This is a genomic window from Microbacterium sp. R1, from assembly GCF_015159725.1.
GTDB lineage: Bacteria > Actinomycetota > Actinomycetes > Actinomycetales > Microbacteriaceae > Microbacterium > Microbacterium oxydans.
Genome location: NZ_JADDUD010000003.1, coordinates 180,745 through 207,270 on the forward strand (window position 1 = coordinate 180,745; position 26,526 = coordinate 207,270).

A 26,526-nucleotide genomic window follows, 5' to 3' on the forward strand; every position below is an offset into this window, starting at 1 on the left:
CTGATCTCAGCGGTCGGCCGTTTCGCGTTCCCCACCGTGCCGAGCGGCGTCGCGATGGGTGCGCAATGCGCGGGGCGTGGCACCGTAGTCCTCCTCGATGGCGCGGCGAAGGCTGATCGGAGAGGCGAAACCTGAGCGCTGCGAGATCTGCTCGACGCTCAGATCGTCGTATCGGCTGTCGGTGAGCAGCGACCGCGCCAGGAGCGTGCGTCGGTGTCTGATCTCGCCCGCGACCGTGTTCTCGACCTCGGCGAAGACCAGCTGGAGCTGGCGGAGGGAGGTCTGCACCTCGCGGGCTACCCGCGCGGGGTTCAGCCCCGGATCGCCGCACTGCTGGGCGATCAGGGCGACCGCTCGGTCGCGCAGGGCGGCGTGAGCTGAGCGCGGTCCGGATACGGCGTCCACGCGGTCGAGCAGCACCGCTCCGCTCATCTCCACGATCAGATGCTCCATCGCATATCGTTCGATCGCGGTCGTCTCGTCATCGACGGCCAGCACCTGCTCGATGAACGCCTGCATCGCCCGATCGAGCGGACGTCGCTCCTCGAGGATCCATGTCGAGGAGGGGAGTGCGGCGACGTATGTCCCGAGCGCGGTGCGGGGAACATAGGCGGCGGTGATGCACCACGTGCCGACACACCGCACGCGCTCCGCGACCCCGGGCGGGGCCACCACGAGCCCGCTCTCGACGGGCATCCACGGACCGTTCTGCTCCTTCGCCGCGAGCCCTGCGGCGTCGACGAAGGCGAAGACCGCGTGGTCGGGGTGAGTCGTGGTGGTGTCGATGGCGAGCTCCGTGGTGCTGCCCTGCAGGGACAACAGGGTCACCGGACCCGACGTCCGCCGCGTCACCAGGAGGGGGACACGTTCATCCACCGCGTGCACGCCATGCGCGCTCAGCTCCGCGGAGTCGATCGTGCTCTCATCTCCAGGACCCACTCAGCACCCCCCGACGCCGAGCGATCACCTCCCGTCCTCCTCCGTGCGGGCGGGCCGGTGCTCGCTTGATCAGAGGATACCGGCGCGGACCGGGCGGGCAACAGAGGATGTTCATCCGATGTCACGCACCGCTCAACGGGAGGAGTCGCTCCAGTTCAGCTGTTCGATGTAGCGCAGCAGCACGCCTTCGCGCAGCGCCCATGGTGAGACCTCGAGCTCGTCCACGTCGAGGGCGGTCATCGCCGCATGCAGAGACACGCCCGCGGCCACGATCTGGAACGTCCGATCCGGGGTGATGCCGGGCAGCTCCTGTCTGGCGGACGCGGGCAGACGTGCGAGCCGGGGGATCCACGATCCGAGAGCGGTGCGGGGGAGCAGCATCCGTTCGCTCCCCGACCATCCCTGGGCCGGATATCCGACCAATCGGGCCAAGGAACGGATGGCCTTGGACGAGCCCACCACGTGATCGGGGCGGGGGAGAGCGACGAACCTCGGCAGCACCTCCGCGAGCGTCGCCGTCGCGTGCTCGCGTAGTCGTTCCACGTCCGTCTCACCGGGCGGGTCGTTCGGCAGGAACTGTACGGTCATGCGCCCCGCGCCCAGGGGGACCGAGACCGCAGCGTCCGGCAGCTCCTCGGCTCCCGCTGCGATCTCCAGTGAGCCGCCGCCGATGTCGAGCAGCAGGAGCTGACCTGCCGACCAGCCGAACCAGCGACGGACCGCGAGGAAGGTCAGCTCCGCCTCGGTCTCGCCGTCGAGCACCTGGAGACTCTGTCCCAGCGCTGCTTCGATGCGGGCGATGACGTCGGCGCCGTTGCGGGCATCGCGCACCGCGCTCGTCGCCGTGGCGAGCAGGGCATCCACGCGCTCGCTCTCCGCGACCCTTCGGGCCTGCGCGACCGCGGCCTCGAGCGCGACGACGCCCTCCTCCGCGATGGACCCGTCGGGGGTGAGGTAGCGCATGAGGCGCAGCACCGTCCGGTCGCTCGTCGTCGCGAGCGGACGTCCACCGGGGCGGACGTCGGCCGCGAGCATGTGGACGGTGTTGGATCCGATATCGAGGACTCCCAGGCGCACGGGATGAGAATACTCTCCCGCGGACATCGCGCCGTGAGCGCGCCGATACGATGGACCCCGTGACCACCGCCGACCCCACGCTGCCGCTGTCTCCGTATCGGGAGATCGGGCGTGCGGAGTGGGCGCGCCTCGCCGCCGGACTCGACCAGCCACTCACGGAGACCGAGGTCGTCGAGCTGCGCGGCATCGGAGATCGCCTCTCGCTCACCGAGGTGCGCGAGGTGTATCTGCCGCTGAGCCGATTGCTCAGCCTGTACGCGACGTCGACGAAGCGACTGGGTGCCGCCACCTCTTCGTTCCTCCAGGAGGACGACACCACCACCCCGTTCGTCGTGGGAGTCGCCGGGTCTGTCGCCGTGGGCAAGTCGACCATCGCGCGCCTGCTGCGCGAACTCATGAGCCGTTGGCCGGGGACCCCGAGGGTGGAACTGGTGACGACCGACGGGTTCCTCTACCCGAACGCGGAGCTCGAGCGCCGCGGCATCATGGACCGCAAGGGCTTCCCCGAGTCCTATGACCGCCGCGCCCTGATCGAGTTCCTGACCGAGGTCAAGAGCGGTGCCGCCGAGGTGCGTGCTCCCTTCTACTCGCACATGCGCTACGACATCGTCCCGGATGCGAACGTGGTGGTGCGCCGCCCCGACGTCGTCATCGTCGAGGGCCTGAACGTGCTGCAGCCGCCGCCCGCGCCGAACGACGTGGCCGTGAGCGACCTCTTCGACTTCTCGATCTTCGTCGACGCCGCCACCTCGCATATCGAGAAGTGGTACGTCGATCGCTTCCTCGCCCTTCGTCAGGCCGCGTTCAGCAACCCCTCGTCGTACTTCAACGTGTTCGCGCACCTCACCGACGAGGAGGCGATCACCACTGCACTGGGATATTGGAACGAGATCAACATGCCGAACCTCGTCGAGAACGTGATGCCCACCCGGCACCGTGCGCGGCTCGTGCTGCGTAAGGGCGCGGATCACGACGTGGAGAGCGTGCTCCTGCGCAAGCTCTGAGGCGGCCGCCGGCGCCCGATTGTACGGACGACTCGCAAAAAACGCGCCTTACTCTTGATCCCATGTGTGGAATCGTCGGATACGTGGGCCCGCGCCCCAGCCAGGACATCCTTCTCGCAGGCCTCGCACGCCTGGAGTATCGCGGATACGACTCTGCGGGTGTCGCGGTCATCGATGGCGACGGCACGCTCGGGATGCGCAAGAAGGCGGGCAAGCTCGCCATCCTGCGCGACTCGCTCGCCGATGCCCCGCTCCCCGACGGCTCGACCGGCATCGGGCACACCCGTTGGGCGACGCATGGGGGTCCGACCGATGGCAACGCGCACCCGCACCTGGCCGATGACGACAAGCTCGCGGTCATCCACAACGGCATCATCGAGAACTTCTCGGCCTTGCGTGACGAGCTCCTCGCCGACGGTGTGGTGTTCCGCAGCGAGACCGACACCGAGGTCGCCGCAGCCCTGCTCGGACGGGAGTACGCAGGCAACGGCGGCGACCTGCAGCTGGCCTTCCGCAGCATCGTGAACCGCCTGGAAGGGGCCTTCACTCTGCTGGCGATGCACCAGGACCACCCGGGCCTCGTCGTCGGCGCTCGTCGCAACTCCCCCCTCGTGATCGGGCTCGGCGAGGGCGAGAACTACCTCGGATCCGACGTCGCCGCCTTCATCGAGCACACCCGCAAGGCGCTCGCGATCGGTCAGGACCAGATCGTCTCGATCACCCCGGACTCCGTGACGGTCACCGACTTCGCCGGCACGCCCGTCGAGCCGGAGCCCTTCGACGTGTCATGGGACGCGGCAGCCGCCGAGAAGGGCGGATGGTCGAGTTTCATGGCCAAGGAGGTCGCTGAGCAGCCCGAGGCGGTGGCGAACACCATCCGCGGCCGCATCCAGGACGGTCAGGTCGTGATCCCGGAGCTCGACGGGTTCGACGAGCTCTTCGTCGGCATCAACCGGGTCATCATCACCGCCTGCGGTACGGCCTCCTACGCGGCGCTGGTGGGCAAGTACGCGATCGAGCAGTGGGCACGCGTGGCCGTCGACGTCGAACTCGCACACGAGTTCCGCTACCGCGACCCGGTGATCGGCGCCGACACCCTGGTCGTGTCGATCAGCCAGTCGGGGGAGACGATGGACACCCTGATGGCCGTGAAGTACGCCCGCGAACGCGGTGCACGCACGCTGTCGATCTGCAACACGCAGGGCGCCACCATCCCGCGCGAGTCGGATGCGGTGGTCTACACGCACGCCGGGCCCGAGGTCGCCGTGGCCTCGACCAAGGCGTTCTCGGCACAGATCACCGCCCTCCTGCTGCTGGGGCTGCACATGGGCCGGGTCCGCGGTGCCGTGGCCGACGCCTCGCTCGATGCGGCAGAGCTCGCAGCGCTCCCCGAGAAGATCGCCAAGGTCCTCGACAGCGAGCAGGAGCACGTGACGCAGCTCGCCGGGTGGATGGCGGACACGCGCTCGGTGCTCTTCCTCGGCCGGCACGTGGGGTACCCCATCGCGCTCGAGGGTGCGCTCAAGCTCAAGGAGATCTCCTACATCCACGCGGAGGGCTTCGCCGCCGGCGAGCTCAAGCACGGTCCGATCGCATTGATCGAGCCGGGGCAGCCGGTGTTCGTGCTCGTGCCGTCGCCGCGTCACTCGGCGCTCGTGCATTCCAAGGTCGTCTCGAACATCCAGGAGATCCGCGCGCGCGGTGCCAGGGTGATCGTGATCGCCGAGGAGGGCGACGCGGCCGTGCTGCCGTTCGCCGACGAGGTCATCCGCATCCCGCTCGCCGGCCCGATGTTCGAGCCGCTGCTCGCCGTCGTGCCGCTGCAGATCTTCGCGATGGCCCTGGCCACGGCGAAGGGACTCGACGTCGACCAGCCGCGCAACCTCGCGAAGTCGGTGACGGTCGAGTAGACCCGGCCTCCGATTCGCGCGAATGGCTTCGTTTCCAGCGGAAACGGAGCCATTTGGGCGATTTCAACGGGATTCAGGCTCGGTAGGCTGAACGGGTGATCATCGGAACCGGCATCGACCTCGTGGACATCCCGAGGTTCGAGCGGACGATGGAGCGGACGCCGCGACTTCGCGAACGCCTCTTCGCCCCGTCGGAGCGCACGCTACGCCTGCCTTCCCTCGCCGCGCGCTATGCCGCCAAAGAGGCGTTGATCAAGGCTCTGGGCGGATCCGACGGTGTGCACTGGACCGAGATCGAGATCGCCTCGGAACCCTCCGGTCGCCCGCACTTCGTGCTCTCCGGGTCGACGGCCGCCGTCGTCGAGGAACGGGGCATCCTCACACTGCATCTGACTCTCACCCATGACGCCGGCCTCGCCGCGGCGTTCGTCGTCGCCGAAGGAGCACCGCTGTGACCGTCCCGTTCCGAGAAGCGACCATCGATCTCGATGCCATCGCCGACAACGTGCGGCACTTCCGGCGCCTCACCGGCGTCGAGGTGATCGCCATCGTGAAAGCCAACGCCTACGGTCATGGTGCGGCTTCGGCAGCGGTGGCCGCGCTCTCGGCCGGTGCCACGCGGATCGGCGTCGCCGAGATCCCCGAGGCGTTCGAGCTGCGCAGACAGGGCGTGCACGCGCCGATCATGGCGTGGTTGCATGCGCCGGGGGAGAGGTTCGAGCACGCCGCGGCACAGGACATCGAAGTCGGGATCTCCTCGTTCGATCAGCTCGAGGCAGCCGGCGCGGCAGCCGCTGTCGACCGACCGGTCGGAGTGCACCTGAAGCTCGAGACCGGGCTGTCGCGCAACGGCATCGCCCCGGCGGACTGGGGACGTGTGCTGGCGGAGGCGGCGCGGCTCGAGCGCATCGGGCGCCTGCGCATCGTGGGACTGTTCAGCCATCTCTCCAACACCTCCGTGGACGACGACAGGGCGGCGCTCGCGAAATTCGAAGAGGGGGTCGCCACCGCTGCGTCGTTCGGCGTCCATCCCGAGATCCGACACATCGCCGCCACGGCAGCAGCCATAGACCTGCCCGAGATGCGCCTCGACGCCGTCCGCATCGGCGTGGGACTCTACGGCCTCTCGCCCTTCGACGACCGCAGTTCAGCGGAACTCGGGCTGCGGCCGGCCATGACCCTCCGGGGCGCGATCGCCGCCGTCCGTCGCGTGCCGGCGGGAACCGGGGTCTCCTACGGCTATGACCATCGCACCGACCGCGACACGACCCTGGTGCTCGTTCCTCTCGGCTACGCCGACGGGGTGCCCCGCAACGCCTCGGGGAAGCTTCCGGTCTCGATCGGCGGGCGCCGGTTCCTCAACGTCGGACGGATCGCGATGGATCAGTTCATCGTCGACGTCGGGGACACCCCCGTCGCGATCGGGGATGAGGTGGTCCTGTTCGGCGACCCCACCCTCGGGGTGCCCTCGGCTGCGGACTGGGCCGAAGCCGCCGACACCATCAACTACGAGATCGTCACCCGGATCGGCCCCCGGGTGCCTCGGAGGACGTCGTGAGCGTGGATCCCGCCTTCCTCGGCCGCCGGGAGATCGCCACCGCCGAGGAGATGGAGCAGCTGGGTCTGCGCATCGGCGAGCAGCTCGAGGCGGGCGACCTGCTCGTGCTGACCGGTCCTCTCGGCGCGGGGAAGACCACCTTCACCCGCGGTCTCGCCGAGGGGCTGGGGGTGCGCGGACCGGTGCAGAGCCCGACCTTCGTGATCGCCCGCACTCATCCCTCCCTGGTCGGCCGAGCATCACTGGTGCACGTCGACGCCTACCGGCTCGGCTCGGCTGCTGAGCTCGACGACCTCGACCTCGACCTCGAGCGGTCCGTCGTGGTGATCGAGTGGGGGCGTGGCATGGCCGAGGAGCTGGCGGACTCGTGGTGGGACATCGAGGTGGAACGGCCCGTCGGAGCGGCGGATGTCGACCCGTCCGAGCTGGATGCCGACGCGCCGCGCTTCGTCACGATCACGCGCGAGAGCGCCTCGTGAGCTCGGGGGACGTCCGCGCCCTGGTCGCCGTGATCATCGAGGACGATCCCGGTGTGCGCTCCCTGCTCGACGAGGTCTTCCTCGCGGCGGGCTTCGAGACGATCCTCACGGGGTCGGGTGTGGACGGTCTCGGGGCCGTCGAGCGGCACCAGCCGGTGATCACGACCCTCGACATCAACCTGCCCGGCATCGACGGCTTCGAGGTGGCGCGGCGCATCCGTCGAGTCAGCGACACCTTCATCATCATGCTCTCGGCGCTCTCCGACGAGTCCGACGTGGTTCTGGGGCTCACCTCCGGTGCCGACGAGTATCTGGTGAAGCCGTTCCGCCCGCGCGAGCTGCGTGCCCGCATCGAGGCGCTCCTGCGTCGTCCTCGACTGCCGGACGTCCGCAGTGCGTCGAGCCTGCGTGCTCCGGTCGAACCCGAGCCCGTGGCCGACGGCGCGACCGTGCTCACCTGGCGTGGGCGGGTGCACCGGGACCTCAGCCTCGACCTCGACACGCGGATGGTCCTGATCGGGCAACGGCGGATCGACCTCACCCCGACCGAGTTCGATCTGCTCGCCGCACTGCTCGAGGCGAAGCAGCGCGTATGCAGCAAGGCCGAGCTCGCCCGGGGGTTGCGCGGCCTTCCCCCGGGCTCGAGCGACTACGTGAGCGAGCCGGACAAGCGCGCGATCGAGACGCACATCGCCAACCTGCGGCGAAAGCTCGGTGACAGCACGAGCGCCCCTCGCTACGTCGAGACCGTGCGCGGGGTCGGCTACCGCCTGACCCCCGCAACGATCGAAACGAACTGACCGGGGCGGAGCCGCGGCTCCCCAGCCGCGGCCCCGGATGCCTGCGAATCCCCACTCGCCTGGCCCCGGCGTCTGCGTTGTTCCCCAGTCGCAGTTTCGGCCCCACTCAGAATGCTAGGGGTGCGAGGCCGCCCGAAGAGCGGGCTGCACCGATCTTTGAGTAATCTTGCGGGAAAGCTGAGGATCGACCGGAGGGCGGGCGAAGAGCATGATCCGCACCGTCTCGATCTGGCGATGGCAACTGGTGTTCATGGGCAGCATCGTCGCCATCGTGGTGATGATCACCGCCTTCAAGCCCCAGACCTTCGCCAACCCTCTGATCGTCACGGGGATCGCCCTCGTCGTCGTGACCACTCTGGTGACCCTGGCCGTGCCCTGGCATCGACTCCCGCACAGCGCGGTGGCTGCCATCCCGCTCCTGGACGCCCTCGCCGTCGGCTTCACGACGAACGCGCCCGACATCCGCCTGGGCTTCCTCTGGGTCTTCCCCGTGGTCTGGCTGGCGACCTACTTCTCCCTGCCGTGGGTGCTCGGAGGCATCGCCTTCATCAGCGGTACCCTCGTGGTCTTCGCGGATCAGAACGGCACTCCGGCGGACATCCTGCTGCGGCTGTTGACGCTCGTGATCACCCTCGGGTTCCTGGGCGTCACGGTGCGCATCGGCGCTCAGCGCTCTCGTGCGGCACGCCGACTTCTCCAACGGCGGTCGGAGCAGGTCAATCGCGCGGCCGAGCGCGCCGAAGCCAACCAGCGCAGGGTCACGCAGATCGTCGACGCGCTGGGCGCCGCGCTCGTCGTCGTCACATCGTCCGGTCGCATCCTGCAGATGAACGACGCGTACAGGTCTCTGTACGGGCGCGACCGCTTCGGCGCCGCTCTGCCCTCCGCCTCGGTCGAGTACGACGCGCGTCGCGGCCATGCCGTGCCGCAGACGCGCACGACGCTGGCAAGGGCGGCGCGCGGAGAGACGTTGCAGTCCGAGCGGGTCTGGCTGTTCGACGGCGGTGGACAGTGGAGGGCGCTGGAGGTGAGCACACAGCCGATGGCCACGGCCGGCGAGGGGGAGGACATCACTCTCGTCGTGATCGATGATGTGACCGCGATGCTCGAGGCCGAGGAGGAGCGCAGGGCGTTCACGGCGGTCGTCTCGCACGAGCTGCGCAACCCGCTCACCGCGATCATCGGCCACGTGGAGCTGCTGCGCGAACGCGAGGATCTCCCGGGCAGGGTGCCCGCTCAGCTCGAGATCATCGCGCACGCGGGCGATCGCATGCAGGAGCTCGTCGGGAGCATCCTGGAGCAGACGAGCCACACGGCTCCGGAGCCGTTCGCCCCTGTGGACCTGCGCGAACTCGTCGAGGCGTCCGCCGCTTCGTACTCACCGCTCATCGCCGGCAGCAGACAGACCCTCACCGTGGAGGGGGAGGGCGGACTCGTCGTCTCCGGCGACGCTTTCCGCCTGCGCCAGGTGCTGGACAACCTGCTCAGCAACGCCGTCAAGTACACCCCCGCCGGAGGGATCATCACCGTGGACCTCTCGACAGGGCCCGATGGGTACGCGGAACTCGCTGTCTCCGACAACGGTACGGGGATGTCTCCCGAAGACCTCTCGCGGGTGTTCGAGCCCTATTTCCGTGCGGACAGCGCGATGCGCGCCGGCATCGGCGGAACGGGGCTCGGGATGGGGATCGCCAGGGAGATCGTCGCCGCCCACGAGGGCACCATCGATGTGGTCAGCGAGGCCGGCACCGGAACCAGGGTGACACTGCGGTTCCCGCATCACCGAGCGAAGGAGAAGCACACATGAGTCCGCTCGTTCCGGTGAGCGTCGACATCACCACCAGCATGGTGGCCGTCGTCACCGTGCTGACAGCGCTGGTGGTGGGGCTCGGAACGCTCGCCCGCCCGAGCCGCGCGACGGTGACCTGGGCCGGCGCGTTCGGGCTCGGGATGCTCGGGGCCTACCTGTGGCTGGCCGGGCAGCAGACCGATGAGCAGATGCTGCGCGCCGCGGCCTCTGCGCTGATGCTGTGCTTCGAGCCGCTGGTGTGGATCGGACTGCGGCTGCACTTCGGTCGCCGCGCATCCTGGTGGGCGGTGATCCCCTTCCTGGTGGCCGCCCCCGTGCTTCTCGTGGCGACGACGGAGACGCCCTGGTATCTGCCCACTTTCCACGTCGTCTTCCTCGTCAGCGGGGTGTTCGCCGGCATGGTCGCGTACGAGCTCCTGCGCGGACGGCCCGTGGCCAGGGACATCGTGCTGCCGCTGGCTCTCGCCTCGTGCGGATTCGTGGTCGTGGCGGTCGTGAGCGCCGCCTCCGCCCTCGTCGTGGGCGGTGCGGGAACCCAGGAGCAACTGAGCGCGCTGCGCGGCATGAACGCCGTCGGGACCCTCGTGGTGAGCACCTGCGCGGCCTTCACCCTCGTGCTGCTGGTGCGCGTGGGGGAGAAGGCCGCTGCCGGTCGCAGCACCGACGGGGCGGATCGCGCCCGCAGACGTCTGCGCAAAGCCGAAGCGCAGAACGACCAGCCGTGGTCGGTCCTCGACATCCGCCTCGACGATCCGGTCGACCTCCGCGAAGCATCGACCGGAGCGGAGTTCGCCCGCATCGTCGATCGCTTCCACGACGACATCGAAGACGCTCTGCCGGCATCGGCGGACGCCGATCGGATCGAGGACGGGCGGGCCGTCGTGATCATCCGTGGCAGCGACGAAGCGGTGCGGTATCACCTGCGCGCCATGCTCACCCGCATCGCCATGCTCGAGAGGGGAGCCTCCGCGAGTGGTATCCGCTCCTCCGCCAGCATCGGCTGGGCGCCCGTGTCCGTCGTCGGCTACGACTACGATCTGCTGCGGGCTGCGGCGGACCGGGCCGCGGTCAGAGCCAGGGCGGCGGGCGGCGATCAGTGGAAGCGCGCCAACGCGGACGACCTGATCGGCGTGCGACCGGCGGGCTGACTACCGCGTGCGGGTCTCTCGTCCTCGCGCGAGGGCAGCGACGATCGCGCCTTCGGCGTCGTCACCCGTCTCGGCGGCGGCCGACACGTTCTCGGCGACCACGGCCTCGATGATCTCGGTCCTCTGGATGCGCGTCTCGCGCGGCGCCTTCACGCCGATGCGCACGCTGTCGCCCTTGATCTCGAGCAGCGTGACCTCGATGTCGCCGTCGATGCGCACGCTCTCACCGATCCGCCTCGTCAACACCAGCATTCGTTCAGCCTAGTGCTGCGGGGACGACGCCGACCGCCGGTGCGGGGATGTCGTGCACGACGCCCACCGTCTCGATCGTGAGAGCCGCGGCAGTCGCCTCGTTGTACGACAGCACGGGGAGGCCGTCGGTCTGCGCGGAGATGAGGCGCCGCACGGCCGGTCGCAGCGAGGGTGCGCACACGAGCACCGGCTCGCCGCCTTCCCGCACCGAGGAGACGGCGTGCTTCACGGACTCGATCACGGTCTCCATGCGCTGCGGATCGAAGACGATCTGACTGCCCTCGTCACTCGAGCGCAGGCTCTCGAGCATGGCCTGCTCCAGCAGCGGGTTGATCATGACCACGCGCAGGGTTCCGGCATCGGCGAAACGGGCGGCGATCGCCGGGCCGAGGGCGGCGCGGGCGGCCTCGATCAGGCCCTCCGGCTCGGTGGACACCCTGGCCCGCAACGCGAGAGCCTCGTAGATGCGGCTGAGGTCGTTGATGGGGACCCGCTCCGCCAGGAGGCCCTGCAGCACGCGCTGCACCTCTGCCAGTGAGAGCAGAGCGGGGGTGAGCTCCTCGACCGCAGCGGGCGAGACCTGCTTGAGGGCGTCGGTGAGCTGGCGCACGTCTTCGCGGCTGAGCAGTCGAGCGGCGTGGGCGTGGATGACGCTGGAGAGATGCGTGATGATCACACTCGCGCGGTCGATCACGGTGGCCCCGGCGAACTCCGCGCTGTGGCGCATCTCCATGGGGATCCACTTGCCCTCGAGACCGAAGACCGGGTCGAGCGTCGCCGTGCCGGGAAGGCTGTCCAGCCCCTGTCCGAGCGCGAGCACCGACCCGACGGGTGCCGTACCGCGACCGGTCTCGACCCCGGCGATCCGGATGACGTAGGTCGCCTGCGGCAGCTCGATGCTGTCGCGGGTGCGCACCGGTGGCGCGACCAGCCCCAGATCGAGGGCGATGCGGCGTCGGAGGGCTTTCACGCGTGCGAGGAGGTCGTCCGGGCCCCCGGTGACCAGATCCACGATGTCGGGGGCGAGCAGGATCTCGAGAGGATGCACACGCATCTTCTCGATGAGCTCCTCCGGCTGGTCGGTCGGAACCGTCGACGGGCTCTGCACCGCAGCCGCCTCTTCGCGTTTCTGGGTGGCCTTGATCCGCTGCGCGATCAGCAGCAGCGTCGCGCCGATCGCGACGAACGGCAGCATCGGCATGTGCGGGATGAGCGACATGATGATCGCGGCGCATCCGGCGATGATCAGCGCATTGCGGGACTGGCCGAGCTGGGCGGACGCCGCCGTCCCCATCTCCGCCTCCGCCGTGGAGCGGGTCACGATCATGCCGGTGGAGACGGCCATCAGCAGGGCGGGGATCTGCGTGACCAGACCGTCGCCGATCGTCAGCAGGCTGTAGGTGCTCACGGATTCGTCGATCGTCATGCCGTGCTGCACGATCCCGATGGCGATGCCGCCGACGATGTTGATGATGATGATGACGAGACCGGCGATCGCGTCGCCCTTCACGAACTTGGACGCACCGTCCATGGCTCCGTAGAAGTCGGCCTCGGCCGCCACCTCGGCGCGGCGCTCGCGGGCCTCCGCATCGGTGATGAGTCCGGCGTTCAGGTCGGCGTCGATGGCCATCTGCTTGCCGGGCATCGCGTCGAGCGTGAATCGTGCGCCGACCTCGGCCACGCGCTCCGCACCCTTTGTCACGACGACGAACTGGATGACGACGAGGATGAGGAACACGACGGCGCCGATGATGAGCGAGCCGCCGACCGCGATGGCGCCGAAGGCCTCGATCACCTGCCCCGCATACGCCTCGCCGAGCACCAGACGGGTGGAGGCCACGTTGAGCCCCAGGCGGAACAGCGTCGCCACGAGCAGCAGCGAGGGGAAGACCGAGAAGTCGAGCGGCTTCTTCACGAACATCGACGTCAGCAGGATCACGAGCGCGAACATGATGTTCAGGATGATGAGGATGTCGAGCAGGAACGGCGGCACCGGCACGACGAGGAGCATGATGATGCCCACGACGCCGATCGGCACTCCGAGCTTGGGAAGCAGCTGTCTCATGCGGTCCTCCGGTAGGGAAGGGAGTGGATGCCGCGGGCGGCCCCGCGTCGTCGCAGCGAGTCGACGAACACGAGCACACGGGCCACGGCGTTGTACAGGTCTTCGGGGATCTCGTGCCCGAGCTCGCAGGCGGCGTGCAGAGCCCTGGCGAGGGTGATCTCGCGCACCAGTGGGACACCGGCGCGCACGGCCTCGTCGCGGATGCGCTCCGCGATCACGCCGCTGCCCTTCGCGACCACCTTGGGCGCGGCCCTGCCGGGTTCGTACCGCAGTGCCACGGCGATGTGGGTGGGATTGACCACCACCACATCGGAGCCGGCGACGGCCGCGATCATGCGGTTGCGGCTGACAGCGAGCTGCCGTGAACGGCGCTGCTGGCGGATGAGCGGATCGCCTTCGGAGTTCTTGCTCTCGTCGCGGATCTCGCGCTTGGTCATGCGCGTGTGCTTGCGGTTGCGTCGCATCACCACGAACATGTCGATCGCGGCGAGGGCCAGCCCCACGCCGATCGCGGTCTGCAGCAGGGCGGTCGTGCCTTCGCTCGCGGTGCCGAGCAGTCGGGTGACGGAGTGCGCCCCGCTCGCGGTCAGCACGGGCATCAGGCTCGCGATCACGAACCAGAGGGCGATGCCGATGGCGGCGGTCTTCATGAGGGCCTTGGCGCCCTCCCAGAGAGCCTGCATGCCGAACACGCGGCGCACGCCGTTGACGAGGTTGAACTGCTCGAAGCGGCCCGTCAGAGGGCGCAGGTGCACACCGCCCTGGATGACCGCGCCGATCAGGGTGACGATCGCGACGGCCGTCAGCATCACGGTGAGCGTCGGGAGCACGGAGGCCATGCCGCGGCCGAGCGCTGCGAGCGCGGCCTCCGGCGTCGGCGCCGCGACCAGGGAGTCGAGCGTGAGCAGCTGCTCCGTCCCCGCCGATGCACCGAGCGCGATCGCGGCGGGCATCGTGACGGCCGCCGCGCCGATACCGAGCCACGCCGTGAGGTCCTGACTGCGTGACAGGCGTCCCTTCTTCCTCGCTTCGCTGAGGTGCTTGTCCGTCGCCTTCTCGCTGCGTTCGCCGGTATCGGTCCCGCTCATTCGTGCACCCCCTGCATCATCCGCAGGGCGTTGGCGGCGAGGGCGTCGACGATGCCGGGGAGCACGGCGTACACGGCTCCGGCGAGCAGCAGAGTCAGGAGGATCTTCACCGGGAAGCCCATCGCGAACGCGTTCAGGGCAGGGGCGACACGGGTGATGAGCCCGAGCCCGACATCGGCGAGGAACAGCACGAGCACGAGCGGTCCGGCGATCTGCACGGCCGCCAGCACGAGCTGCGTCACCCCGTCGACGAGCAGTTCGGCAGGACCTGCCACCTGGAAGATACCGTTGACGGGCACGGCCTCGAAGCTCCGCGCGAGCCCGGCCAAAATCAGCTGGTACCCGCCCGAGGCGAACAGCAGCGTGAGCGCGGTGATGTGGAACAGCCGGGTGAACTGCGCGCCGTTGACCATCGAGTGGGGATCGAACGCCTGCGCGAGCTGGAACCCGCCGAAGACGTCGATCAGGCTTCCCGCAGCCTGGAGCGCGGAGAAGCACAGCAGCACCAGGAACCCCAGCAGGGCACCCGTGACGAGCTGCAGGACGAGCGCGCCGAGGAAGGGACCGGTGTCGAGGTTCTCGTACCCGGGGGCGACGGCGGTGCCGACGGCGAGGGAGAGCCCGATCGCGAGCATCGCCTTCACGCGCACCGGGATCGCCCCGTAGGAGAACGGCGGAGCGATCATGATGAAGGCCGTGATGCGCACCGCGGTGAGCATCGTGGCCTCCAGCCACGCGAAATCGATGGGGATGTACACGCTGTCATCCGCTCAACAGCGAGGGGATGCGGGCGAACATCTCGTTGGTGAAGGCGATCATCTCGGCGATCATCCAGTTGCCGGCGATCAACAGTGCGATGCCGACGGCGACGATCTTCGGGACGAACGACAGCGTCACCTCCTGCACCTGGGTGATGGACTGCAACAGCGAGATCGCGAAGCCGACGACGAGCGCGGTGACCAGGACGGGGGCGGCGAGCTTCGCCGCGATGATCAGTCCCTGCGTGCCGATGTCGATGACCGCCTCGGGGCTCATCCGACCCCTCCGTAACTCTCCAGGAGGGCTCTGATGATGAGCCCCCAGCCGTCGACGAGGATGAACAGCAGGATCTTGAACGGCAGCGAGATCATGACGGGCGGGAGCATCATCATGCCCATCGACATCAGCGCCGCTGCCACGACGAGGTCGATCACCAGGAACGGGATGAAGATCACGAAGCCGATGATGAACGCCGCGCGCAGCTCGGAGATCATGAACGCGGGGATGAGCGTGTACATCGGGACGCTCGAGGGGTCCTCGGGGTTGGGCTGGCCGGCCATCCGTGTCATGAGCGCGAGGTCCTCTTCGCGGGTGAAGCGGAGCATCCACTCCTGCAAGGGCAGCTGGCCCACGTCGATGGCCTGTGTGAACGAGAGCGAGCCGTCGATGTAGGGCTGCACCGCGACCGTGTTGATCTCGGTGAGCACCGGCCACATGATGAACAGCGACAGGAAGAGGGACAGCCCCGCCAGCACCTGGTTCGGGGGGATGGTCGGCAACGAGAGGGCGTTCCTGGTCATCGCCAGCACGACGAAGATCTTCGTGAACGACGACATCATCAGCAGCAACGCGGGGGCGACCGAGAGCAGCGTGATGCCCAGCAGGGTCAGGATCGACCCCGACGGACCGCCGTCGACGCCGTTGATGTCGATCGTGACGCCCTCGCCCTGATCGTCCGGGGCCACCTGTGCGTGGGCGGCCGTGCCCGTGATGAGGGTGAGGACCACGACGAGTGCGAGTGCCGCGGCGAGGATCAGCGCGATTCGTCGCAGCGCGCGTCCGTCGACGACCCCACGGGTGACGCTCATCGGGTGCGCCGGATGGCCTCGGCGGTCTGCCGCCACGTCTCGGGGGAGAGGATGGAGCCGCGCAGCGGATCGTTGCGGTGCCGCACACGGCGCTGCGGCGCCGATGACTCCGGAGGGATGTCCGTCGATTCCGTCAGGGCCGTCGCGGCCAGGATCCGGTCGAACTCCGCGGCGTCGGACGCCGCTTCCGTGGTCGCCGGCGACCATGCCGGGCGGGGTGTCTCCTCCGAGGTGTCGGTCCGCTTGACCGGCAGCCGATCTACGACGTTCACGCCGTGCTCCGTGACGCCGAGCACGTATCGGGCGTCCTCGGTCTGGATCACGACGATCTGCGCCTTCGGGCCGACTCCCTGGCGTCCGAGCACCGTGATCGCCTCACTGTCGCGACGACGGGCCTGCGTGCGCGCGACACGGCGCTGCAGGAACCACAGCACTCCGAGTACTGCGGCGAGCGAGAGCACGACCCGCAGGCCGAGCAGGAGGTCGTCCAGGGTCAGGCCTCGACGTTCTCGAGGATGCGGGTGATGCGCACCGCGTAGTCCTGATCCACCACGACGACCTCGCCATGGGCGATGACGCGTCCGTTGAGCTTGATGTCTGCGGGGGCGCCGGCGGAGCGGTCGAGCTCGACGATGCGTCCGGGTTCCAGGTCCAGCACGTCGCGCACCGCCATCCTGGTGCGGCCGATCTCGACGGTGAGCTCCATCTCGACGCCGGCGATGCGGTGCAGCCGGCGGGACGGGTTCGCGGCTCCTGCCGGCGCGCGGGTGACGACGACGGCCAGGCGTCCGACCGTGTGGTCGGCGTCGTCCTGCAGATCGAACAGCTGCACAGCCGGGTCCGCGAAGAGGGCGGAGGCATCGCCCACGGCGGCCTCGCCGAGAGCGCCGGAGCCCAGTGCGCTGGTCGCGGTCTCGAGGGCATCGCGCAACCGATCGGTGAGCGGTGTGCCGCCGAGCCCGTCGACCAGGATCTCCGGCTCGAAGAGCTGCACGGCGAGCTGGGCGCTGGCCTCGCCGACGAACTGCACGATCACGGCGTCGCCGGTGTCGCCCGAGACCTGGGAGGCGCGTGCGATGAGCGGGGAGGGCGTCGGGAGCGATGCGGCGAAGGCGGCGGCGACGGCGGACTCGTAGGTGGTGGTGCTGCTCACGCGGACTCCTCGGCGGATGCGGGATAGGGGACGGTGGTGGTGACGACACAGGCCAGCCGTGCGCCCGCGCTGCCAACGGCAGCGGTCGCGATGGTCTGATCGCCGACGGTGAGGACCATCGGACGGTCGGCGGAGTGCGGGAAGGCGATGATGTCGCCCACAGTGAGATCGAGCACCTCGCGCGGCAGCACCGTTCGGGGTGCGAGCCGCAAAGCCACCTCGACCGGTGCCACCTCGACCTGGCGGCGGATCCGGTCGGGTGCGGCAGTGCGCTCGAGGTCGGAGGGACGCACGGTGAATCCGGCGAGCACCGAGGCGGGCAGCATCACGCTCGTCGGCACCGTGCGACCAGCCAGACGCATCGAGAACCGCGCGACGATGACGGGCTCACCGGCAGCCGCGACCTGCGCGAACTGCGAGCTGTACTGGATGCCGCTGAACGAGACGCCGACGGGGAGCAGACCATCGAGCGCCCCGGTGAGGTGGTCGACCGCGTCGACGATCAACGAGCGGATCAGGGCCTGCTCGATCGGGGTGAAGGTGCGGTCCTCCGAGGCGGTCGATGCCCGGCCGCCGACCATCTGCACGATCCACGCCGTCGCGGCGGAGGTGGGCAGCTGCACGATGAGGCGCTCTTCGGATTCGGGGAGCGCGCACACGATCATGGTGGTCGTGGTGGGGAGGGACTGGGCGTACTCGCCGTAGGTCATCATCCCGACGTGCTCGACCGCGATCGTGGCCCGCACGTGGATCTTGGCCGACAGCTGCGCCGACCACTGCCGCGAGAACGTCTCGAAGGCGAGTTCCAGGGCGCGGGTGTGCTCGCGGGAGAGGGTCGCGGAACGGCCGAAGTCGTACACCTCGACTTCGGGGGCCTTCGCCGTCGTCCCCGCGCGCACTTCGGAGCGCACGCTGTTATCGATCACCACGAACCGGACTATCGGGCGGTGATCGGCGTGCGTTAGGAGGGAAGGGTGCTCAGGAGGCCGGCTTCCCCGCCTGGGCCTGGGGGATGAGGGCTCGCACCTCCTCGTTCGCATCCGACAGGACCACGATGTCGACCCTGCGATTCTGGGCCAGTGCGTCCGGTGCATCTCCGGCGGCGACAGGACGCGTGTCGCCGAAGCCGACCGACTTGAGATGGGCGGCGGGAAGGCCCGAGGCCTCCACGAGGTGTCGCAGCACCTGCGTCGAGCGGCCGGCGGAGAGCTCCCAGTTCGTCGGGTACGGGGCGACCGACCCACGCACGTCGGCGTGGCCCTCGACCGAGATCTCGTTGGTGGTGGTGACCAGTACGGAGCCGAGCGCATCGAGGACCAGGAGCGCCTTGTCGCTGAGCGTCGTGCTGTTCGTGTCGAAGAACGTCTCCGCGCTCACCAGCCCGATCGTGAGGCCGCGCTCGTCGATCGTGAAGGTGACATCGGCCTCGAGACCGTTGTCGGCGAGCACCTGGCGCAGACGCTCGCGAAGCGCCGAGAGCTCGTTGAACTCGGTCTGCGCGGCGGCCAGGTCGACGTCGGCGAAGTCCTCGCCCTTCTCGTCGACCAGCTCCGGGGGCACGACCACGCCCGTCGTGGCGTCGATCTCGTCGGACGGCTCCTGCCCGAAGCCCGTGGCGAGAGAAGCGCTCAGAGCCTCGAACTTCTCCTGGTCGACGGTCGACATGGCGAACAGCACGATGAACATGCACATCAGCACGGTCACCATGTCCATGTAGGACGCCATCCACCGCTCGTCCGGACCGCTGTGCTCCTCCTGCGGCACGCGGCGACGGGCACGGACGCTCATGACGCCTGCTCCGTCTCCTCGGCTGCTGAGGTGCGGGCCTTCCGGCCGGATCGGGCAGAGGGACGCTCGGACACCAGCGCTCGCAGACGCTCGTTCACGAACTGGGGCGGAGCGCCGGCCTGGACCGCGAGCATGCCCTCCATGAGCACCGTCATGCGCTCGACTTCGAGCTCGCCGAGCCGCTGCAGGCGACCGCCGATGGGCAGCCAGATGAAGTTTGCCGAGAGCAGACCCCACAGCGTCGCCACGAATGCTGTCGCGATCATCGGACCGAGGGTGTCCGGCTTGTCGAGCTTCTCGAGCACGTGCGTGAGGGAGACGACGGTGCCGATGATGCCGACCGTTGGCGCGAAGCCTCCGAGCGTCATGTAGAAGCGTGAGGCGGTGCGGTTGCGGGCGGCGGTCGAGGTGAGCTCGTCCTCCAGCAGCGTGCGCAGGTCTTCCGCGTCCGTGCCGTCGGCGATGCTCTGCAGTGCCTGGCGCAGGAACGGGTCCTTCTCGTCCTCGAGTCCCTGCTCGAGGGCGAGGAGCCCTTCGGCACGCGCCTTCTCGGCGTAGCCGACCACCGTGTCGATCATGCTCGACGCGGTGCGGCGCTCACCGCGGAATGCGCGGGGGAGCGATTTGACCGCATGCAGCGCATCGCGCATGGTGCCGCTCGCGATGCCGACGGCGATCGTGGCTCCGAAGACCAGCACCATCGGGGCGGGGATCAGCAGCGATCCGAGGGTCGCGCCCTCGAGGTTGATCATGGCGATCAGGGCGCCGAACGCGAGGATCAGTCCGAGGATGAGAGACGGATCCATCAGAGACCGACCTCAGAAGCGGGGGCCGCGGAATCGGTTCCCGCTGCGGTGATCAGGGCGGCGGCGGTTGCCAGCACCCCGGCGCGGAACCGGGTGATCTGCGCGATCACGTCATCCATCGTCTCGGTGACGACGAAGGTCGCACCGTCGACCATGATGAGCGTCGTGTCCGGCGTTGCCTGGACACGTTCGATCAGGTCGGGATTCACCGCGAACCGCGAACGGTTCAGGCGCGTGAGGACGATCATGGGCTCCATCCTGGAAAGATCCGTCCGCGTTCCGAAGAGCACAGACCCGACGGCCCGTCCTGGGCTGTCGGGGGTGACTGTCGGCCGGACGGCGTTGCGCGTTAGGCGGGCTCGCCGTCGGTGATCGACGCCAGGATTCAGCGGACTCAGCGGTCGGCGAGCAGCTGGTCGCGCACTTGGCGCCGCAGCACCTTGCCGATGAGGGATCGGGGGAGGTCGTCGACGGCCGTGATCCGTCGCGGCACCTTGTAGGGCGTGAGCCGGGTGCGGCAGAAGTCGCGCAGCGCATCGACCTCGAGAGCAGCTCCGTCGCGGAGCACCACTGCCGCGACGACCTCTTCTCCACCGTGCGGCTTGGGGAGACCGACGACCGCTGCGGCCTCGACATCGGGGTGGGCGACGAGCGCATCCTCCACCTCGCTCGGCGACACGTTGAAGCCTCCCGTGATGATGAGTTCCTTGAGCCTGTCGACGATGGTCACGAAGCCGTCGGGCGAGACCTGGGCGATGTCGCCTGTGCGGAGCCACCCGTCGGGCAGCAGCGCGTCGGCCGTCTCACCCGGACGACGCCAGTACCCCTGGAACACCTGCGGGCCGCGCAGGAGCAGTTCCCCCGGATCGCCGGCGGACAGGTCGACATCGGGGTCAGCGGGGTCCACGATCCGGATCTCCGTGCTCGGGAAGGGAACACCGACGGTGCCGGGGCGACGTGTCGGGCCCATCGGGTTGCCGAGCGCCACCGGCGAGCTCTCCGTCATGCCGTAGCCCTCGACGAGCAGGCCGCCGGTCGCCTCCTCCCAGCGTTTCACCGTCGCGACAGGGAGGCTCATCGCTCCGGAGATGGCGAAGCGCACGGTCGAGAGGTCGATGGTCCCTCGGGCGGCTGCGCGGGCGAGAGCGTCGTAGATCGGCGGCACGGCCGGAAGGAACGTGGGTGGCGTCGTCCGTGCCGCAGCCGTGACCAGGCCCAGGTCGAACGCGGGGAACAGGACCAGCCGCGCTCCGATGCTCATCGCGAAGGTCAGGCACAGAGTCATGCCGTACGCGTGGAACAGCGGCAGCACACCGTAGAAGGTCTCCTCGCCGTCGACGAGTCCGGGCACCCATGCCCGCCCCTGCATCGCATTGGCTCGGAGGTTGGAGTGGGTGAGGATCGCTCCCTTCGGGACGCCCGTCGTGCCGCTGGTGTACTGCAGGAGCGCGGTGTCGTCCAAGGTCGGCCCCGGCACTCGGCGTGAGATGCGTCGGTGCGCAGCGAGCTGCTTCCACGCGATCAGGTGCCGCGCTTTCGGGGTGCCGGTGAGCTTCGCGCGGGCCTCGCGGGCTTTGGGCAGAGGCAGACGGAGAGCGAGGCGCTTCGACAGCGGCATCGCCTCGGTGATGTCGACGCTCACGATGTGCTCTACCCTGACGTCGGCGGGGAATCCAGCGATCGTGTCGGCGGACTTGTCCCACACGACGGCGACCCGCGCCCCATGATCTTCGAACTGGTGGCGAAGCTCGCGTGCGGTGTACAGCGGGTTGTGCTCGACCACGATCGCCCCGAGCCGGAGGATCGCATAGAACGCCACGACGTGCTGCGGGGAGTTGGGCAGTACCAGGGCCACCCTGTCGCCGGCGCCGACCCCGAGCCGACGCAATCCCTCGGCGGCCCGTTCGACCTGCTCGCCGAGGTCACGGTACGACGTGACGGCACCGAAGAAGTCCAGCGCCGGTCGTCGAGAGAACGCCTTGACACTCGCGGCGAGCATCTCGGGCAGCGTCTGCGATGGTTCCTCGATCTCGGCGGGAACGCCGTCCGCATAGGAATCGAGCCAGGGACGTGCGGCGAGCGGTGATGCGGACATGTCTTCCATCCTGCCCGCGAACACTGTGTGCGGACTCCGTGCCTCAGCCGACGAACAGCAGGACGACGGAGAGGACGACCGCACAGCCTCCGACCGCGGCCAGAGTGATCCCGAGCACCTGGAAGGCATGGAGCAGCGGTCGTCGGGGCTCGAACCGCATCAGGCCGGGGTGACGCGCGCTGACGAACGCGTCGACTTCCTCACGTCCGCGCCAGTGGACGGACTCGTCGGAGCGGAGCGCTCGTTCCCGGAAATCGCCGGCCGCGAACCAGCGGGCGCGTGCCCGGCCATCCTGCTCCTCGACGATGACGACCTCCTGAGGCAGCCAGGAGCCGTCATGCATCTTCACCAGGAGCACGATGACGAGCAGGGGCAGGCCGATGCCGAGCCCGATCCAGGACAAGACCTCGGCGATGGTGCCGAATGCGTCGAGGGCGTTCATCTCCGGCTCCGTTCTTCCGGATACGACAGTACCGAGGGAGCGCGGGGTGTTCGGATCAGCTGGGCCCTGGCGGAAGCTCATGACCTATGGAAGGGGCCTCGGTGACGCCGGCTCGTGCCGCAGGGCGTGGAGCACTGCCCGCGAGCCGACGAAGAAGTGCACGCCATCCTCTTCGAGCCGAAGGGGACCGTCAACACGGGGTACGCCGGCGGGGAGATGACCTCGGAGCTCCGCGAGCTCTGACGATCGAGGTGCTCAGACCGCGTGGAGAGCAGCGGCAGCCGCATCCATCGCGTCGACGTTCAGAGCGAAGTACGCCCACTTGCCGCGCTGTTCTCGCGTGACCAGTCCCGCTTCCGCGAGCAGTCTCATGTGGTGGGACACCGTGCCCTGCGAGAGTCCCACAGGCTCGGTCAGGTCGCAGATGCACGCTTCTCCGCCAGCTCCGGCGGCGATGAGCGACAACAGTCGGACGCGCGTGGGGTCGCCGAGCGCTTTGAAGACCCGGGCAACGCGTTCCGCATCCTCGACGGTCATCGAGGGGGCTATGGGCGGAACGCAGCAGGATGTCGCTTCGATTGTCGTTGACACGCTCACGGGTCCAGTCTGCCACGTATTGACAATCTTCGATAGGTGAGCGACAGTCTTCATATTGAACTTTGTCAATGTGAGGAGATGTCATGTCTGAGCTACCTGTCGTCATCGTCGGAGCGGGTCCGCAGGGCCTCGCCGCCGCGGCGCATCTCGTCGAACGCGACGAGAACGTGATGGTGATCGAGCGTGGTGAGGGGCCTGCTGCTGCGGTTTCCGAGTGGGGAAACGTGCGCCTGTTCTCGGCCTGGCCGGAGCTCACTGACGCTGCAGCACGTCGTCTTCTTGAGACGATCGGCTGGGCTGCACCGGTGTCGGGATATCCGACCGGTGCCGACTGGGTGGACGGCTACCTGGCGCCTCTGGCGAATGCCTTGGGTGAGCGGATCCACTACGCGACGACCGTCACCGGAGTCGCTCGTCACGGCCGTGACAAAGTCGTCGAGGGCGGGCGCAGGGGCCAGCCCTTCGTCGTGCATACGGTCAGTGCGGACGGACAGGAGTCGCGAGTTCTCGCTCGCGCTGTCATCGACGCGAGCGGCACTTGGGCTCTTCCGAATCCGGCGGGAGCGGATGGATATCCCGCCCTCGGGGAGGCCGCAGCATCGGATCTGATCTCGTACCGCATCCCGGCCGATGTGGCAGAGCACGCGGGGTCGCACGTCGTCGTCGTGGGAGCGGGGCACTCTGCCGCGCACGCCGTCCTGAGATTGAGCGAGCTGGCACGACGGGCCCCTGGCACCCGCGTCACCTGGATTCTCCGTAGGGGGGCGGCAACGAACGTCTTCGGAGGCGGCGCCGGAGATGAGCTTCCGGAACGGGCCGCGCTCGGCTCTCGCGCGCGCAAGATGGTCGACGAGGGTGTCGTGGAGCTGGTGACCGGATTCCGGGTCGCCGCGTTCCGGCAGACCGCTGACGGGCTGACCGTGGTCGCCGAAGACGGGCGCGAGGTGGAAGGTGTCGGTCGCGTGTTCGCACTCACGGGCTTTCGGCCGGACACTGAGATGCTGCGAGAGCTCCGGATCGATCTCGATCCCGCGCTCGAGGCGGTCGCTGGCATCGCGTCCGAGATCGACCCGAACATCCACTCCTGCGGATCCGTGGGTGCCACGGGAGCGCGAGAGCTCGCGCAGCCGGAGCAGGGGTTCTTCATCATCGGCGCGAAGTCCTACGGCCGGGCGCCGACCTTCCTCGCGTTGACCGGCTTCGAGCAGGTGCGAAGTGTCGCCGCGCACCTGGTGGGAGCTCATGAGGCCGCAGGGCGCAGCGAGCTCGTCCTCCCCGATACCGGCGTGTGCGGGGGATCCGGCGACTTCGACGACGACGCGGGCAGCTGCTGTGCGGCTCCCTCGGCTATCCGGATCGGCGCGCGGCCCGTCACTGTCGGCTGATTTCCGGTGGCGGAAGGGCGGGGCTCCTCAGAGGAGGCCCGCCCTTCCGTGTCCAACCGACGAGTCAGGTTGCCAGGGTGCCCGGCAGATGAACTCCCCGAGCAGCGATTGCGTTCTATATTTATGAATGTCAATATAGACGTATGTCGATACAAGAAGCTGAGCTTGGAATCATCGGGTCCGGCCCTGCGGGGTGCACCACAACCGTGCCCACCACCGCCCCGGCCGCTCGGCGTCTGTCCACCTTGGATCGGTGGTTGCCGCTGTGGATCGGCCTGGCCATGGTCGGGGGTATCCTCGTCGGCCGCTTCATCCCGGGCGTCTCCGATCTCCTGGCCGGCCTCGAGCTCGGTGGGATCTCCGTTCCCATCGCGCTCGGCCTGCTCGTGATGATGTACCCGGTCCTCGCGAAGGTCCGCTACGACAAGGTCGCCGCCGTCACGGGTGACAAGAAGCTGCTCATCTCGTCGCTGGTGCTCAACTGGATCGTCGGCCCTGCGCTGATGTTCGTCCTCGCCTGGGCGTTCCTGCCCGATCTGCCCGAGTACCGCACAGGACTCATCATCGTCGGGCTCGCGCGCTGCATCGCCATGGTCGTCATCTGGAACGATCTCGCCTGCGGTGACCGCGAAGCGGCCGCAGTCCTCGTCGCCATCAACTCGGTCTTCCAGGTCGTCGCGTTCTCGCTGCTCGGCTGGTTCTACCTCACCGTGCTCCCCGGCTGGCTGGGGCTGGACTCGCAGGGGCTGGAGATCTCGGTCTGGCAGATCGCACTGAACGTGCTGATCTTCCTCGGCATCCCCCTCATCGCCGGCTTCGCCTCCCGCCTCATCGGAGAGCGTGCGAAGGGGCGCGACTGGTACGAAGACCGCTTCCTGCCGAAGATCGGTCCCTGGGCCCTCTACGGGCTGCTGTTCACCATCGTGCTGCTGTTCGCCCTCCAGGGGGAACAGGTCACCAGCCGCCCGTGGGACGTCGCCCGGATCGCGCTTCCCCTGCTCGCCTACTTCGCGGTCATGTGGTTCATCGGCCTGTTCACCGGGAAGACACTCGGACTCGGTTACGCCCGCTCTTCGACCCTGGCATTCACCGCGGCCGGCAACAACTTCGAGCTCGCCATCGCCGTCGCCATCGGCACGTTCGGAGCGACGTCCGGGCAGGCCCTCGCCGGCGTCGTCGGCCCGCTGATCGAGGTCCCGGTTCTCGTCGGGCTCGTGTACGTCTCCCTCTGGGCGGCCCGCCGCTGGTTCCACACCGACCCGTACACCGCTGAAAGGATGCCGTCATGAACGTCACCGCTGCGACCGACACTGACACCTGCAGTCCCGTCGCCACCCATGCCATCGGTCTGGAAGCAGCCTCCTCAGTGGCGGCCACCCTGAAGGCGCTGTCGGACCCGCTGCGCCTGCGGATGCTGTCGGCCATCGCCTCCGACCCGCGCGGCGAGTCCTGCGTGTGCGACCTCGCCGAGCTCGCCGATGTCTCGCAGCCGACGGTCTCCCATCACCTCAAGGTGCTCAAGGACGTCGATGTCCTCACCTCCGAACGACGCGGCACCTGGGTCTGGTACCGCATCAACCCGACCAGGCGCGGGGCCGTCACCGCATTGCTGGACTCCTTCGCCCCCGCCTCTGTCGCACCCGGAAGCATAGACGACGACGGTCCACTGCGACCGGACTTCGACGCACGGGTGACCCGTCTCGCCGAGGAGCTCGCAGCGGAAGTTCCCGAACTCGAAGCAGACGTCATCCTCACCACCGTCCGCGAGTCCTACACCGCGCTCGCACGCACCGCACGCGTCACCTCAGCACTCGTTCCGCTGACTGAGCGCTTCGCCCGTCAACGGCTCGCGGACCTGACCCGCGACCGCGAGGCTGCAGCACCCCAGGTGCTCTTCGTCTGCGTCGCCAACGCGGGGCGCTCACAGCTCGCTGCCGCTCTCGTGAACCAGCTGGCTGCCGGAAAGGTCGTCGCACGCTCTGCGGGTTCCGCTCCCGCCGACGTCGTCCACCCGCACGTCCGCTCGCTTCTCGCAGAGATCGAAGGCGACCAGGCTGCAGAGCGCTTCCCGAAGCCGCTCACTGATGACGCCGTGCGTGCAGCCGACGTCGTCATCACCATGGGGTGCGGTGATGTCTGTCCCATCATCCCCGGCGTCCGGTATGACGACTGGGCGGTCGGAGATCCTGCCCTCGCGTCGCGCGAAGGCGTCGAAGCCATCCGCGACGACATCGCCGAACGCGTGCGTGCGCTCGTCGACGAACTCCTCAACTGACAAGACCT

Annotated in this window: 28 protein-coding genes; 11 read left to right on the forward strand and 17 right to left on the reverse strand. The window is 68.7% G+C overall.

What is annotated here, in order from left to right:
• Positions 1-6: 6 nt before the first annotated feature.
• Together ILP86_RS19925 and ILP86_RS14670 are read right to left on the reverse strand one after the other, a co-directional pair.
• On the reverse strand, positions 7-876 hold the full coding sequence (locus tag ILP86_RS19925; RefSeq protein ID WP_153002363.1) for a helix-turn-helix domain-containing protein: 870 nt from the start codon (positions 874-876) through the stop codon (positions 7-9).
• 195 nt (positions 877-1,071) lie between these two features.
• Positions 1,072-2,016 (reverse strand): Ppx/GppA phosphatase family protein, encoded by a 945-nt coding sequence (locus tag ILP86_RS14670; protein ID WP_193762313.1) that lies wholly within the window; start codon positions 2,014-2,016, stop codon positions 1,072-1,074.
• Positions 2,017-2,066: 50 nt separating this feature from the next.
• Here ILP86_RS14670 and coaA point away from each other — a divergent pair, with 50 nt between their 5' ends.
• The 8 genes from coaA to ILP86_RS14710 all read left to right on the forward strand — a co-directional run bounded on the left by coaA (position 2,067) and on the right by ILP86_RS14710 (position 10,725).
• Positions 2,067-3,020: a type I pantothenate kinase gene (gene coaA, locus ILP86_RS14675; protein ID WP_193762314.1), complete on the forward strand. Its 954-nt coding sequence runs from the start codon at positions 2,067-2,069 to the stop codon at positions 3,018-3,020.
• A gap of 62 nt (positions 3,021-3,082) precedes the next feature.
• Complete coding sequence (gene glmS / locus ILP86_RS14680; protein ID WP_058632692.1) at positions 3,083-4,930, forward strand: glutamine--fructose-6-phosphate transaminase (isomerizing); 1,848 nt, start codon at positions 3,083-3,085, stop codon at positions 4,928-4,930.
• A 95-nt stretch (positions 4,931-5,025) separates the two neighbouring features.
• Positions 5,026-5,385, forward strand: a complete 360-nt coding sequence (locus ILP86_RS14685; RefSeq protein WP_017828216.1) for a holo-ACP synthase — start codon at positions 5,026-5,028, stop codon at positions 5,383-5,385.
• Positions 5,382-6,488 carry an alanine racemase gene (alr, locus tag ILP86_RS14690; protein ID WP_193762315.1) on the forward strand — a complete coding sequence of 369 codons (1,107 nt, stop codon included), beginning with the start codon at positions 5,382-5,384 and terminating at the stop codon, positions 6,486-6,488. The genes ILP86_RS14685 and alr overlap by 4 nt, the downstream gene beginning before the upstream one ends.
• Entirely contained in the window at positions 6,485-6,967 is a 483-nt protein-coding gene (gene tsaE, locus ILP86_RS14695) for a tRNA (adenosine(37)-N6)-threonylcarbamoyltransferase complex ATPase subunit type 1 TsaE (RefSeq protein ID WP_061018509.1), read from the forward strand. The genes alr and tsaE overlap by 4 nt, the downstream gene beginning before the upstream one ends.
• On the forward strand, positions 6,964-7,767 hold the full coding sequence (locus tag ILP86_RS14700; protein ID WP_061018510.1) for a response regulator transcription factor: 804 nt from the start codon (positions 6,964-6,966) through the stop codon (positions 7,765-7,767). The genes tsaE and ILP86_RS14700 overlap by 4 nt, the downstream gene beginning before the upstream one ends.
• Before the next feature lie 208 nt (positions 7,768-7,975).
• A complete protein-coding gene (locus ILP86_RS14705; protein WP_113681839.1) occupies positions 7,976-9,574 on the forward strand; it encodes a cell wall metabolism sensor histidine kinase WalK in 1,599 nt (532 codons plus the stop codon).
• Complete coding sequence (locus ILP86_RS14710; protein WP_058632697.1) at positions 9,571-10,725, forward strand: hypothetical protein; 1,155 nt, start codon at positions 9,571-9,573, stop codon at positions 10,723-10,725. Before ILP86_RS14705 ends, ILP86_RS14710 begins: the two co-directional genes overlap by 4 nt.
• On the opposite strand, the gene csrA is transcribed toward ILP86_RS14710, so the two are convergent.
• The 15 genes from csrA to ILP86_RS14785 all read right to left on the reverse strand — a co-directional run bounded on the left by csrA (position 10,726) and on the right by ILP86_RS14785 (position 22,798).
• The gene (csrA, locus tag ILP86_RS14715; protein WP_046747374.1) at positions 10,726-10,977 is read right to left on the reverse strand and encodes a carbon storage regulator CsrA; all 252 of its coding nucleotides are present in this window, start codon (positions 10,975-10,977) and stop codon (positions 10,726-10,728) included. It abuts the gene before it with no gap.
• 4 nt (positions 10,978-10,981) lie between these two features.
• A complete protein-coding gene (locus ILP86_RS14720) occupies positions 10,982-13,042 on the reverse strand; it encodes a flagellar biosynthesis protein FlhA (protein ID WP_058632698.1) in 2,061 nt (686 codons plus the stop codon).
• On the reverse strand, positions 13,039-14,130 hold the full coding sequence (locus ILP86_RS14725; protein WP_193762316.1) for a flagellar biosynthesis protein FlhB: 1,092 nt from the start codon (positions 14,128-14,130) through the stop codon (positions 13,039-13,041). The genes ILP86_RS14720 and ILP86_RS14725 overlap by 4 nt, the downstream gene beginning before the upstream one ends.
• Complete coding sequence (locus ILP86_RS14730) at positions 14,127-14,888, reverse strand: flagellar biosynthetic protein FliR (protein WP_193762317.1); 762 nt, start codon at positions 14,886-14,888, stop codon at positions 14,127-14,129. The genes ILP86_RS14725 and ILP86_RS14730 overlap by 4 nt, the downstream gene beginning before the upstream one ends.
• A 4-nt stretch (positions 14,889-14,892) precedes the next feature.
• Entirely contained in the window at positions 14,893-15,165 is a 273-nt protein-coding gene (gene fliQ / locus ILP86_RS14735; protein WP_017828226.1) for a flagellar biosynthesis protein FliQ, read from the reverse strand.
• Positions 15,162-15,977, reverse strand: a complete 816-nt coding sequence (gene fliP, locus ILP86_RS14740; RefSeq protein ID WP_193762318.1) for a flagellar type III secretion system pore protein FliP — start codon at positions 15,975-15,977, stop codon at positions 15,162-15,164. The genes fliQ and fliP overlap by 4 nt, the downstream gene beginning before the upstream one ends.
• Positions 15,974-16,438 (reverse strand): flagellar biosynthetic protein FliO, encoded by a 465-nt coding sequence (locus ILP86_RS14745; RefSeq protein ID WP_308431951.1) that lies wholly within the window; start codon positions 16,436-16,438, stop codon positions 15,974-15,976. The genes fliP and ILP86_RS14745 overlap by 4 nt, the downstream gene beginning before the upstream one ends.
• A gap of 32 nt (positions 16,439-16,470) precedes the next feature.
• Positions 16,471-17,130 (reverse strand): flagellar motor switch protein FliN, encoded by a 660-nt coding sequence (gene fliN, locus ILP86_RS14750; protein ID WP_046747378.1) that lies wholly within the window; start codon positions 17,128-17,130, stop codon positions 16,471-16,473.
• Positions 17,127-18,059 (reverse strand): flagellar motor switch protein FliM, encoded by a 933-nt coding sequence (locus ILP86_RS14755; RefSeq protein WP_193762319.1) that lies wholly within the window; start codon positions 18,057-18,059, stop codon positions 17,127-17,129. The genes fliN and ILP86_RS14755 overlap by 4 nt, the downstream gene beginning before the upstream one ends.
• Before the next feature lie 49 nt (positions 18,060-18,108).
• A complete protein-coding gene (locus ILP86_RS14760) occupies positions 18,109-18,918 on the reverse strand; it encodes a flagellar motor protein MotB (protein WP_193762320.1) in 810 nt (269 codons plus the stop codon).
• A complete protein-coding gene (locus tag ILP86_RS14765) occupies positions 18,915-19,724 on the reverse strand; it encodes a motility protein A (protein ID WP_058632702.1) in 810 nt (269 codons plus the stop codon). The genes ILP86_RS14760 and ILP86_RS14765 overlap by 4 nt, the downstream gene beginning before the upstream one ends.
• The gene (locus ILP86_RS14770; RefSeq protein WP_058632703.1) at positions 19,724-19,972 is read right to left on the reverse strand and encodes a flagellar FlbD family protein; all 249 of its coding nucleotides are present in this window, start codon (positions 19,970-19,972) and stop codon (positions 19,724-19,726) included. Before ILP86_RS14770 ends, ILP86_RS14765 begins: the two co-directional genes overlap by 1 nt.
• Positions 19,973-20,118: 146 nt before the next feature.
• Positions 20,119-21,819 (reverse strand): long-chain-fatty-acid--CoA ligase, encoded by a 1,701-nt coding sequence (locus ILP86_RS14775; RefSeq protein ID WP_061018521.1) that lies wholly within the window; start codon positions 21,817-21,819, stop codon positions 20,119-20,121.
• A 43-nt stretch (positions 21,820-21,862) separates the two neighbouring features.
• Positions 21,863-22,261 carry a hypothetical protein gene (locus tag ILP86_RS14780; RefSeq protein WP_061018523.1) on the reverse strand — a complete coding sequence of 133 codons (399 nt, stop codon included), beginning with the start codon at positions 22,259-22,261 and terminating at the stop codon, positions 21,863-21,865.
• Positions 22,262-22,516: 255 nt separating this feature from the next.
• A complete protein-coding gene (locus ILP86_RS14785; protein WP_227751279.1) occupies positions 22,517-22,798 on the reverse strand; it encodes a helix-turn-helix transcriptional regulator in 282 nt (93 codons plus the stop codon).
• 143 nt (positions 22,799-22,941) lie between these two features.
• Here ILP86_RS14785 and ILP86_RS14790 point away from each other — a divergent pair, with 143 nt between their 5' ends.
• The 3 genes from ILP86_RS14790 to ILP86_RS14800 all read left to right on the forward strand — a co-directional run bounded on the left by ILP86_RS14790 (position 22,942) and on the right by ILP86_RS14800 (position 26,518).
• Complete coding sequence (locus tag ILP86_RS14790; protein WP_193762322.1) at positions 22,942-24,243, forward strand: FAD-dependent oxidoreductase; 1,302 nt, start codon at positions 22,942-22,944, stop codon at positions 24,241-24,243.
• A gap of 143 nt (positions 24,244-24,386) precedes the next feature.
• Positions 24,387-25,532, forward strand: coding sequence for an ACR3 family arsenite efflux transporter (gene arsB / locus ILP86_RS14795; RefSeq protein ID WP_227751280.1), 1,146 nt, complete (start codon positions 24,387-24,389; stop codon positions 25,530-25,532).
• Positions 25,529-26,518, forward strand: a complete 990-nt coding sequence (locus tag ILP86_RS14800; protein ID WP_193762324.1) for a metalloregulator ArsR/SmtB family transcription factor — start codon at positions 25,529-25,531, stop codon at positions 26,516-26,518. Before arsB ends, ILP86_RS14800 begins: the two co-directional genes overlap by 4 nt.
• Positions 26,519-26,526: the final 8 nt, after the last annotated feature.